The 11243-nt window shown below is 44.4% G+C and carries 11 protein-coding genes; 2 read left to right on the forward strand and 9 right to left on the reverse strand.

Annotated features, from left to right (window positions below):
• Window positions 1-23 precede the first annotated feature (23 nt).
• Window positions 24-584, reverse strand: coding sequence for a maltose acetyltransferase domain-containing protein (locus ACTWPM_RS16570; RefSeq protein ID WP_443134138.1), 561 nt, complete (start codon window positions 582-584; stop codon window positions 24-26).
• Between the two features lie 85 nt (window positions 585-669).
• Window positions 670-2928 carry an alpha-galactosidase gene (locus tag ACTWPM_RS16575; protein ID WP_443134139.1) on the reverse strand — a complete coding sequence of 753 codons (2259 nt, stop codon included), beginning with the start codon at window positions 2926-2928 and terminating at the stop codon, window positions 670-672.
• A 403-nt stretch (window positions 2929-3331) separates the two neighbouring features.
• Here ACTWPM_RS16575 and ACTWPM_RS16580 point away from each other — a divergent pair, with 403 nt between their 5' ends.
• Together ACTWPM_RS16580 and arr are read left to right on the forward strand one after the other, a co-directional pair.
• On the forward strand, window positions 3332-4918 hold the full coding sequence (locus ACTWPM_RS16580) for a solute:sodium symporter family transporter (RefSeq protein ID WP_443134140.1): 1587 nt from the start codon (window positions 3332-3334) through the stop codon (window positions 4916-4918).
• A 206-nt stretch (window positions 4919-5124) separates the two neighbouring features.
• On the forward strand, window positions 5125-5541 hold the full coding sequence (arr, locus tag ACTWPM_RS16585; RefSeq protein ID WP_443134141.1) for an NAD(+)--rifampin ADP-ribosyltransferase: 417 nt from the start codon (window positions 5125-5127) through the stop codon (window positions 5539-5541).
• A gap of 58 nt (window positions 5542-5599) precedes the next feature.
• On the opposite strand, the gene ACTWPM_RS16590 is transcribed toward arr, so the two are convergent.
• The 7 genes from ACTWPM_RS16590 to ACTWPM_RS16620 form a co-directional block, all read right to left on the reverse strand.
• The gene (locus ACTWPM_RS16590) at window positions 5600-6289 is read right to left on the reverse strand and encodes an LrgB family protein (protein ID WP_443134142.1); all 690 of its coding nucleotides are present in this window, start codon (window positions 6287-6289) and stop codon (window positions 5600-5602) included.
• Complete coding sequence (locus ACTWPM_RS16595) at window positions 6286-6657, reverse strand: CidA/LrgA family protein (RefSeq protein ID WP_443134143.1); 372 nt, start codon at window positions 6655-6657, stop codon at window positions 6286-6288. Before ACTWPM_RS16595 ends, ACTWPM_RS16590 begins: the two co-directional genes overlap by 4 nt.
• A 321-nt stretch (window positions 6658-6978) precedes the next feature.
• Complete coding sequence (locus tag ACTWPM_RS16600; protein ID WP_443134144.1) at window positions 6979-7995, reverse strand: CNNM domain-containing protein; 1017 nt, start codon at window positions 7993-7995, stop codon at window positions 6979-6981.
• Entirely contained in the window at window positions 7988-9388 is a 1401-nt protein-coding gene (locus ACTWPM_RS16605; RefSeq protein ID WP_443134145.1) for a hemolysin family protein, read from the reverse strand. Before ACTWPM_RS16605 ends, ACTWPM_RS16600 begins: the two co-directional genes overlap by 8 nt.
• Complete coding sequence (locus ACTWPM_RS16610; RefSeq protein WP_443134146.1) at window positions 9382-9519, reverse strand: hypothetical protein; 138 nt, start codon at window positions 9517-9519, stop codon at window positions 9382-9384. The genes ACTWPM_RS16605 and ACTWPM_RS16610 overlap by 7 nt, the downstream gene beginning before the upstream one ends.
• A gap of 705 nt (window positions 9520-10224) precedes the next feature.
• Window positions 10225-11034: a GGDEF domain-containing protein gene (locus ACTWPM_RS16615; RefSeq protein ID WP_443134147.1), complete on the reverse strand. Its 810-nt coding sequence runs from the start codon at window positions 11032-11034 to the stop codon at window positions 10225-10227.
• Between the two features lie 68 nt (window positions 11035-11102).
• On the reverse strand, window positions 11103-11243 hold a 141-nt coding region (locus ACTWPM_RS16620), incomplete at its 5' end, for a zinc ribbon domain-containing protein (RefSeq protein WP_443134148.1).

Raw genomic sequence — 11243 nt, forward strand, 5'->3', positions numbered from 1 at the left:
ACTCCGATATCCAAACCTTTACATTATTGCTCCAGCTCCTTAATGACTTGCGCCGGATTTCCTCCAACGACGACTCCAGCCGGAACATCTTTAATAACCACAGCACCAGACGCGATAACAGAGTTATCTCCAACGGACACTCCCGGATTAATGACGGCTCGTCCGCCAATCCACACATTATCCCCTATCGTAACTGGTTTTGTGTATTCAATCTCGGAGATCCGCTCTTCCGCATTTACTGGATGAGTATTGGTATAAATGTGAACCCCTGGAGCCATCATGCAATTCGCTCCAATCGTCACTGGACCTCCATCTAAAATGGTGCAGTCAAAGTTAGCATAAAAGTTTTCACCGACATGGATGTTATACCCATAGTCACAACGAAAACTAGATTCTATATAAATCCGTTCCCCCGTTGAACCAAATAACTCTTTCAATAAAGACATGCGCTTGTCTTCTTCATCTTCACGTGTCTCATTGAAGGAACGCACCAAAATTCTTGAGCGAGTTCTGTCACTCACTAATTCTTGATCACCTGGATCATACAACTCTCCGTCAATCATCTTTTCTTTTTCTGTTTTCATTTATTCCTCCTAGTCGAATGAATAACGTAAAAATAAAGGGAGAGTACTCATCGTTAGAAAGCACTCCCCCTTTTAAATAACTCATTTAAACTTTCTTTAACACCCACAATTTAGAAGTGAAATCTCCGGTTTCTTCAATTCCACCCGCCTGGGTTCCCGAGTATCCCGGGCCAAGGTTAAGACCGGCATACATGATCTCATCACCAAATCGCTCCATAGCTCCCGGCTCCACTCGATAATCTTCATAAGAATGGCTCTCCTGTATGTTATATTTTGCATCTGGTTCCAGCCCCTTGAGCTGCAGGCGCTTAAATCCATCGTTAGCTCTAGCAAGAATTTGGTAATACCCTATTAAAGCAGTGGATTGATCCTCAGCCACCACCATCCACGCTGTTTGGTTCTGGTCTCCCTCAAATGGAGTAAGTAAGCGATAGAAATTCCCTGTTTGTATGAGAGAACGATAGTGTTTATAAAATTCCACTTGAGCGCGCACTTCTTCCTTTTCTGCCTCACTCATTTTCGTAGGGTCTAACTCATAGCCAAACATCCCGAAAAAGGCAACTTCGGCCCGGGTTTTCAAAGAGGTAACCCTTCGAACTTGATGGTTGGGCACTTCAGAAACGTGAGCTCCCATAGAACTTAATGGATAAACCATAGAGGTTCCATATTGAATTTTTAACCGTTCAATCGCATCTGTATCATCACTTGTCCATGTTTGCGGAGCGTAATAAAGCATCCCTGGGTCGAACCTGGCTCCACCGCTGGCACAGGATTCAAATAAAATGTGAGGAAACTCTGATGTCAACCTTTCATATAAATCGTAGACTCCTAGAATATAGCGGTGCGGAACTTCTTTCTGACGTTCAGAAGAAAGCACCCCGGAACCTATTTCGGTCATATAACGATTCATATCCCATTTCACGTAAGTAATTTGCGCCTCACGTAAGATAGCTGCCATCTGGTTGTAGATGTAATCTACGACCTCCTGCCGCGAAAAATCCAGCACATATTGATTTCTACCGTGAGACATTCCTCTCCCAGGCACAGAAATTAACCAATCAGGGTGAGCTTTGTAGAGTTCACTAACTTTAGAAACCATTTCCGGCTCAAACCAAAGCCCAAAATCTAACCCAAGTGCTGTAACTTTTTCCGACAAGTCTTTAATCCCATTGGGAAGTTTACTCTCATCGATAAACCAATCGCCAAGGGACGTTGTATCATCATTACGATTTCCAAACCAGCCATCATCCAGAACAAATAGTTCTACCCCTAAGTCTTTCGCTTCCGAAGCTATTTGGAGAATCTTTTCTTCATCAAAATCAAAATACGTGGCTTCCCAGTTGTTGATTAATACAGGCCTGGTTTGATCACGCCATTCGCCTCTTACCAGACGGTTGCGATATAACTGATGATAGGTCTGACTCATGCCATTCAACCCTTCATCTGAATACACGAGGACAGCCTCAGGTGTTTGAAAACTTTCCCCTTGCTCTAGTTTCCAGCTGAAATCAAAAGGCTGGATGCCGATGGAGGCACGAGCCATATCATAGTGGTCCACTTCGACTTGTGCTAAGAAATTCCCACTATAAACGAGGCTAAAGCCATACACTTCCCCCTGATCTTCCGTGGTATGCTTCCTTTTCAATGCATAAAAAGGGTTTTGCTGGCTGGAGCTCGTTCCTCGCGTACTCCCAATGGATTGGACCCCACTTTCTAAGGCACGTTCTTTCACATGCCTCTCCCGCGACCAGCTTCCAGATAACTGGACCATATCATAATTGGAATCAAAGAAATCAATGGAAGCACTTAAGGCACGATCAAGCTGAAAGAATTGCGGGCCTTTGTTTATTATCCTGGAAGACCTGGTAATCACCCCATAGTCCTTAAAAATCGTATAACATAACACTAGCTCTGCTTGAAGTAGAGAATCATACAATAAGATTTCCAGCGTTTCTGCTTCACTTTCATCCTCTGTATAGGTTTGAGGAAGTCCTGTTAGTTCAGGCTTCCCTTGATAGATTTGGTGTGATTGATAGGTGAAATTACTAACGCGGCTGCCATTTTCCTGTTCGATATGCAGGGCAGGATAACGATAATCCGTCGTGCCATAAACAGGATATTCCTGTTGAACTAAATCTAATGAAAAATTTAGATCCCCTTCATAAACATAAGAGGTGGCAGCTCTCTCTCCCTCGTTGTACAGATAAGAAAAATCCTCTGAATGGCTTATGCGCTTACCGAAATAGAGATGTCCTACGTGGTCATTCTTTAATATATGGATAATATAACTTACTTGATCGTTTTGTAGGTGAAATTGTTTTTTATTTTCATTTACTAGAATCATGCCCTCTACACCTTCCTTTATTATTCATTGAAATAACCGCTCCAGGTCTTCCGTTTAAGGACCTGTATCATATATTAAAAGTAAAGTAATTTAACAAAGCTAGCAACAATATTTTGGGAAATATCCAAAAATTTTGATAAAACCTTTTAAATAATTGCTTCATATGTTACTTTTGCATGTAGTTAATTAAATAAATTTATAAACTTCTTTGCAAACGCATTCAGTATATCTGAGTTTAGAGTAAAACGAAAGGGTACTTATAGAACAAAAATGGTCTAGAAAGTTTGCAGTAGAAACACGAACAACCCCATGTACCGAGGCAGCGTTACATACGTGGTATAGGAAATTCAGTGCTCGCGTACATAAAAGGAAAATTTACACCCCAATAAAAGGAGAGGAAAATATGAATCCATTTACGATCCTATCGTTTTTATTTTTCACAGGTTTAGTTGCTCTGATTTCCTATTTTATTACTAGAAAAGAAGATTTGAATTCGCAGGATGGCTATTTCTTAGGAGGTAGAAGCCTGGGGGCATGGACGATTGCAGGTTCTCTCATGTTAACCAACCTGTCAACGGAACAACTAATTGGGCTGAACGCTCAAGGGTATTCCGACACCATTGCGGTAATGGGCTGGGAAGTAGGTGCTGCTATTGCATTAGTCGTCGTGGCCTTTTTCCTTTTACCAAGATACTTAAAAGGCGGCATTACAACGATCCCGGACTTCCTGGAAGACCGCTATGATTTTGGTACCAAGCAAATTGTAACGATTTTGTTCTTATTTGGTTATATATTAAATCTGTTACCACCGATTCTATACTCCGGAGCCGTTGCCATGAACGGATTATTCAACATCCCGGAAGCGCTTGGCATAGGCAGAATCCCCTCTTTATATGTGACCGTATTAGCTATAGGGATTGTCGGCTCTATTTACGCCATTTTCGGAGGTTTGAAAGCGGTTGCCGTCTCCGATTCGATTAATGGAATCGGGCTCTTATTCGGCGGATTAATGATCCCGGTCATTGGGCTGTTTGTCCTCGGTGATGGTTCCATTGGTGCCGGCTTCTCTACGATTCTGGAAAATTCTCCAGAGAAGATGAACTCCATCGGCGATTCTGACAGCCCCGTCCCATTCAGTACCATGTTTACCGGGATGCTGCTTGTGAACCTGTTTTACTGGGGTACGGCCCAGCATATTATGCAGCGGGCTATTTCAGCTAAAAGCTTGAAAGAAGGACAAAAAGGAGTCCTGATTGCGGCATTTTTAAAACTGCTGGGACCCGTTTTTCTTATTTTACCAGGAATCATCGCTTTCAATATGTTCGGTCCTGATATGGAACCAACTAATGCTTATCCAAGACTGGTGAATGAGATTCTGCCGACACCTTTAGTAGGCTTTTTCGCTGCAGTGTTATTTGGAGCTATCCTATCTTCATTCAACTCAGCGTTAAACTCATCCGTTACCTTGATTGCTTTAAATATATACAAGCCCTATTTCAAACCACAAGCGTCCGATAAAGAAGTGGTTCGTAAAGGTAAGTACGTTGGTACGGTCATTGCTTTATTCGCGATCAGTATTGCGCCATTAATCGATTTAGTACCCCAAGGGTTTTTCCAATACCTGCAGATGGTCAATGGCTTTTATAACGTACCCATCTTCACGATTATGATCGTGGGTTATCTGACCAAACGGGTGCCAGCCATTGCAGCGAAAATATCCTTGTTTGTATTTATCTCCACATACGCAACCACGCAGTTAGTGTGGGATACCGGGTTACATTTCCTTCATATCCTGGGTATATTGTTCGTTGTATGTGCAACGCTTATGTTAATTATCGGAAAGCTTTATCCAAGAAACGAAGACTTCTATCTGGAAGAACAATCAAAAGTAGATATGACGCCGTGGAAGCTGTTATATCCAGTTGGAATTGCCGCAACCATCGCGATGATTATTATCTACACCCTACTATCACCGGTTGGAATTTTATAAAACGAATTCAATCTATCACAAAAGGGAACTCAATATTTTTGAGTTCCCTTTTTATGGTAATAAATACCCTTTAATTGAGAACGGCTGGCATCCCTCTCTCTACTTCCATTATACCGCGAGCTGGTACTAAATTATAGACTACTCTTTCTATGAACCCTGCTCTATACTGTTATAGACAAGTCTAATAACCTGAGAGGTGTATCCATATGAATGACAAAAAAGATGTCTTAGATCATGGTCCTTTCTTTCACGGTACAAAAGCTGAACTGAATGTTAGTGACCTGTTAAAACCTCAATATCTCTCAAACTATCAGGCCAAAAAATCGAACTATATTTATTTTACCGCTACCTTGGAAGCTGCCAAGTGGGGCGCCGAATTAGCAAAGTCTCAATCACAAGAAAGAATCTACATTGTAAAACCATTAGGTGACTTTGAAAATGACCCGAACGTAACGGACAAAAGATTCCCCGGAAACCCCACACGTTCGTACAGATCTAAATCACCTTTGAAAATTATAGCGGAACTAGGTTCATGGGAAAGACATTCTGATGAAGAAATCAATCAGATGCTTACCCATATAGAAACGTTACGTGAACAAGGAAAAGCCGTCATCTATGATTAATCTTCTATATCTATAAAAAAGCTCTGACCCGTAGTTGGATCAGAGCTTTCTTTTTATTTTACAACAGCAACAGCGTGAGGCCCGGCGCGATAATCGATACAATCACCGCACTCAAAATCATTGCCACCGTACTAATCGATCCTTCCAGCGTATCCCGCTCCATCGAAGCCGCCGTTCCGATCGCATGGGAAGCACTGCCCATCCCGACGCCTCGGCCGATTCTATGGGTCAGACCGCTGTAACGCATCACGACCGGGTGAATCAACATGCCGCCGATACCGGCGATCATCACAAATACGGCTGTGAGCGGCATGACACCTCCAGTGGATTCGGAAATCGACATCGCAACAGGTGTTGTGACCGATTTAGGCACGATTGAATGGATGATCTGGCTGCTGAATCCCGCCCATTTACTAAGCAGGAGTCCAGAGCTAATACCGATCACCGCTCCGACCGTTGTCCCTGTCATGATAGGAACGAGCATCTTTTTCAAAATATCCCTATGCTGATAGAGCGGGTAAGCGAGCGCCACAACCGCCGGGCCTAAGAGACGATCAATCCACTTCCCGCCCGTCATGTAGGTATCATAAGGAATATGAAAAAGCAGTAGAAACACGATGATCACAACGGTCGCCACAATGACGGGGGTCGTGTAGATGCGGCGGTGTTTCCGGTAAAGGTTGAGAGAGCCGATATAAGCAGCAATTGTGAACCCGATCATAAATAAAGCCACAAGCGCAGGATTCATGCTTCCTCCCTCCTTTTCACCATCCACTGGGTTACCCGACCAGCCAGCGCCATAACAAGTGCCGTACTGAAGAGACCAATGACAATCAGCAGCATGCCTTTGCCTTGAAATACATACGCATAGCTGATGATCCCTACCGTCGCTGGTATGAAAAAGAAGGGCAGGTGCCTGACCATGAATGAGACTCCTTGTTGCAAAATCCACTCCGGCACCAGTTTTAAAGACAGTAATGTAAACAAGATCAAGAGGCCGATCACACTGCCGGGAATGAACAGATTAAACAGGTTCTGGATTCCTACACCGGCTAAATAAATCAAATATAACATGGCAATTTGTATAGGTATGATAATTGCTTTGTCTTTGAACAACGTGAATCCTTCTTTCTAAAAATGCCAGATGGAGCACTTCTATTTTTATTCCTCCACTATAGTAACTCTATTTTAATAAGAAGAACAGGATAAAAAAAACATAGGTTCGACCGTCCGACTTAGCTTTCTTACCCAATATTAAATTCCAGTATCTTTACTCAAATGGAAAAGAAGCTGATCTCAAGGGGGAAGATCAGCTTCTTTTCTCTTCTTCATTTAATGAATATAGATAGGACGTGTATATGTCCGAATCCATTGCTTTTGGCTAAATGATTTTCTTTCTGATCGAGCTGGAGATCCATTCGAGAGGAAGCCTCCCATTTATTGCTCCTTCATACGAGGGAGCACATTGTGAAAGACATCATTCATCGTGATGACGCCGAGGAACTTAGAACCATCCATAACCACAGCCAGCTGCTCACTGGACCGTCGCATGTTTGTAAGAGCTTCATGTAAGAGTGTACTCGGCTGCAGGACGAACGAAGGGCGGGCAAGTTCCCTTGCTAGCCGGTCTGCCGGCTCAAGTAGAGTATCACGAACATGAAGGACTCCCGGAGGGCTTCCATCCTCTGTCATAACGAGGACACGTTTGTGACCGGTACGTTCTGTGGCTTTCTGGACATCAAGTGCTGTGGCACCGGAATCCACCGCTGTTGGAGATATTTCTTTCGAAAGCAAGTCAGCGACCTTTAAGGTCTCCAAATCAAGAGCGCCTGAAATAGGTCTCCTTATGGAGGCGTCCAGCGCACCGACGTTAGCCGAGTATTCCACGAGATGTCGGATGGTCGCAGCATCCTGCCCACCAATCGCAGCAGAATCAACTGGTTCCACGCCCGAAGCCTTCACGAGACGATTGGCTATATTATTAACCCATAACAGCAAGGGTCGGAATAACCGAATGAATATGCGGGAAGGCAAGCCGACCATGATGGCCGAGGCCTCAGGGTGCGCGATCGCCCACGATTTCGGTGCCATTTCGCCAACGACTAGATGCAGGAACGTCACAAGCAGCAAGGATAAAAAGAAAGAAGTTCCATCGGCCAGCCAGTATGGAAACCCCACCTCAGCGAATACCGGTGAAAACCAATCATCGACCGCTGGTTTAGTCACCGCACCGAGGGCGAACGTACATACCGTAATTCCCAGCTGGGCCCCTGCTAGCAAGACTGTAAGTTCATTCACTGATCGCAATGCAGCTCGGGCGCCACGGCTGGTGACCGCTGCCTCTTCGAGTCGATGGCGCCGGGCTCCGAGGAGCGCAAATTCTACGATAACGAAGAACGCGCTCAGTGCAATAATGGCTATTGTCACTACTATTATTATCAAGGGGTTAGTCATCATTTCCCCTCCTTACCTGTTCCTGAGTCGATTCATGACCAACATTCGATTCATCTATTGTCAGGTGGATCAAGGTGGGAACCCATCTGTCTACCTCAATTATCTGTGCTACTAAGTAACGGCGGACGGGGTCCTCATGAACGAGATCAGCCGGGTCCTCCGGAAGTTCGACCGTGATTGTTTCATTGACAGCTGGAAGATTACCACAATGGGCAATAAGCATTCCAGCTACCGTTTCATAATCACCTCGCGGCAGATAATAACCGATTTCGCGTTCGGCCTCGTCGACGTGAACATCTCCACTTATTTGCCATGAGTCCTCTCCTTCAGGTTCAACAACTGCAGGTAATTCGCTGTCGTGCTCATCTGAAATCTCACCAATCACTTCTTCAGCCAAGTCTTCCAATGTCAATATTCCAGTAAAGCCGCCATACTCATCAATCACACAAGCGAGGTCATTTTTTGAATCGCTCATACGCATTCGTGCATCCGGCAGCGACATGACGGTGGGGACTACCAGCGGAGGTCTCATAATCGAAGTGACAGGTTCATCGTCAGCCGAAGATGAGGCCAGTACATCGACAAGATGCACAACACCAATCGGTTCGTCATCGGAATTAATGACTGGATAACGGGTATGTTCCTTAGCCATCAAGGATCGCACCTCACTGATGGAAATGTCCGGCTCCACAGTATCCGCGTGAGAACGCGGTGTCATAGCGTGCTCGACGTCTCGCTGCGGAAAGTCCAGGATTCGATCTAGTACGATGGACAGATTTTTGGGCAAATCACCGCTCTCACGGGAGTCAGCCACAATGTGCTCAAGGTCACGAGCCGTGGCACTACTATCGATGTCATGGACGGGCTCGATTTTTAGCATCCTCAGAAATTTATTGGCTGCCTGATCAAAAACCTTAATCAGCCATCCAAAAATCGCAAGGTAAATATTTGTTGAATGGGCAAGTCTGAGAGCCAATGGTTCGGGATTGGAAATGGCGAGGTTCTTAGGATACAACTCACCAAAGACCATCTGTACAACCGTCGACACACTCAAAGCCAGCACAGTACCGACCGAGATGCTGACCGCGGCAGGCACACCGACCCCATCGAGCAGCACACCTAAACTCCTTCCCACAAGAGGCTCGGCAACGTACCCAATGAGTAGGCCTGTAACCGTTATACCCAGTTGAGCCCCAGAAAGCATAAATGATGTCCGCTTAGTGACCGCCAATGCACGTTCGGCTGCGCTATTGCCTTGATCGGCCAGTGCACGTAATCGGGAACGGTCGACAGACATGTACGCAAACTCCTGGGCGACAAAATAACCGTTTGCAGCTATGATAGCGAGAATCACGATGATGCCAAGCAGCAAAGTCAGCGTGGCTATTAACATAAGCCATCTACCACCTTAATGAAGTAGATTGGCTGGATACAATGGTGTGGCTTCTGAGTAGATGGACTGTCACTACTCGAGTCAGAATCATCGGTTTCGCTAATCGTTGACGGCATAAATTCCTTGCTCATTATTTTCCTTCCTCCATTGCATACATAATTAATTGTCCATCCATAGTACCTAAAACTAGATATAAAGGCAATAAATTAGGCTATGTATCCATGTGGACCGGCGTGACCCTGCACATGGTTCAGAACGAATTCGGCACCTTCTTCAATCCTCCTAAAGACGAGATGCTTTTATCATAATTTACCTCACAGGACAAAGCGCCTGGGGAAGCCATTAATAAAGGTTCTACATGGGTAGCTATACAAGTCGACGACATTCCTCCAGGCTCATCGGTCCATATTTCAATTGGAAGAGCGACTATCAAAGCGTCAAAAAGTGCCTGTCCTGACCATCCTAAAGTGGGTCTCTGCTTCCCTCCAAAATCTTCAATCAGCTGCTTTATGGGGAGTTTGCTTGAAAAAATTTATATCGTTAAAGGAATTGGTATTCTTTTAGCAATTCTATGGTAGGGTATATCTCTTATTAAAGGAATACACGGTATTAGGGTATTCCTCAAATTTATCCATTCTATTCTTTTCCTCATGCTTTTTAACTTTATATTGGAAAAAGAAAAGTTTTTGGGCTGGATTTTTCTCGGCTTTTGGATCATCCTATTGGATGTCATATCTCTTTATCTTCCGCTATGAACCCCTTAGGTCTGCTGGATTTAAAATTTGAAATTATGTTCCTTCCCCGGAAATCAGGCCAATTACATGCTTATTATTCCACTACATCGACCGCTTCGTACGCTTATCGTTATACATTTTCTTATCAACCGACATGTACAGCTCATCCATCGACATCCCCTCTTGATAAGCCTGATAGCCATAGCTGAATCGCAACGTTTTCAATAAAGGATCTACACTGTTCTTAAGTAAAAGATGAATACTGGCCAGATAATCATCGATACCCTTCTCTTTTTCTATAATGACAATGAACTCATCCCCGCCCAGCCTGGCAGCCATTGTCTGGTTGGGGGAGCATTTTCTAAGAACCTTTCCAAAATCGATCAGCACCTGATCTCCTTTATGGTGGCCATATTGATCATTGATTTGTTTAAAATCATTCAAATCAATCAAAATAATTCCGAATGAACACTTCTTTTCAATCAGGTGCTCCAGGTATGTTTCGTAGCTCTGCCGGTTATACAGCTTCGTCAGGAAATCCTGCTCCGTGGTCGTTGATTCAAGAAATGTATAAGCAACAAGTACCACCAGCGCAATCGAAGTCCAGGAAAAATACAACCGGGAATCAAACAGCTGAACAATCATCCCGACAATCGGCAAGGCGAAAAATGCGAGGAAGATCATCGCAACGGATGAAGGAACTTGGTTACGATTTTTCACCACTATCACACACATAGCGATGTATTGAACGGCTAAAACCACGTAATGAAGGTCTTTAAAATCGCCGCTGCTGTAGCGATTCGTGTCAGGCTCAACTTCGAAATAAACAGGATATATAAAGTTCACAAGGAGAATAAGCAGCGTCAGGAAGCTCAGGTGCTGGTAGAACATTCTTTTTTGAACTACCCCCACTTACTCGCTGAAACTCCTTGAAGTTGGGGGATTCCTAAGAGCACGAACCTAACGGTTCGTTCAAATGATTAGGCTAGCCCCGTCGCACCGACGGTTGGAAGGATTCTTTGAATCTCCTTCAATATATTGGAGCTCGCATTTAGGTCGCGGTCGTGGTGGCAGCCGCAGTCTGGGCAATCCCACGTTCGAACAGCGAGATTCTTTACCTC

It is taken from the genome of Halobacillus sp. K22 (assembly GCF_052246795.1).
Taxonomy (GTDB): domain Bacteria; phylum Bacillota; class Bacilli; order Bacillales; family Halobacillaceae; genus Halobacillus.

Bases quoted from the DNA above. Each gene is read 5' to 3' on its own strand.
- arr (WP_443134141.1), top strand. From the start codon at position 5,125: ATGAATGACAAAAAAGATGTCTTAGATCATGGTCCTTTCTTTCACGGT.
- ACTWPM_RS16610 (WP_443134146.1), bottom strand. From the start codon at position 9,519: ATGAGCAAGGAATTTATGCCGTCAACGATTAGCGAAACCGATGATTCT.
- ACTWPM_RS16580 (WP_443134140.1), top strand. From the start codon at position 3,332: ATGAATCCATTTACGATCCTATCGTTTTTATTTTTCACAGGTTTAGTT.
- ACTWPM_RS16570 (WP_443134138.1), bottom strand. From the start codon at position 584: ATGAAAACAGAAAAAGAAAAGATGATTGACGGAGAGTTGTATGATCCA.
- ACTWPM_RS16575 (WP_443134139.1), bottom strand. From the start codon at position 2,928: ATGATTCTAGTAAATGAAAATAAAAAACAATTTCACCTACAAAACGAT.
- ACTWPM_RS16605 (WP_443134145.1), bottom strand. From the start codon at position 9,388: ATGTTAATAGCCACGCTGACTTTGCTGCTTGGCATCATCGTGATTCTC.
- ACTWPM_RS16600 (WP_443134144.1), bottom strand. From the start codon at position 7,995: ATGACTAACCCCTTGATAATAATAGTAGTGACAATAGCCATTATTGCA.
- ACTWPM_RS16590 (WP_443134142.1), bottom strand. From the start codon at position 6,289: ATGAATCCTGCGCTTGTGGCTTTATTTATGATCGGGTTCACAATTGCT.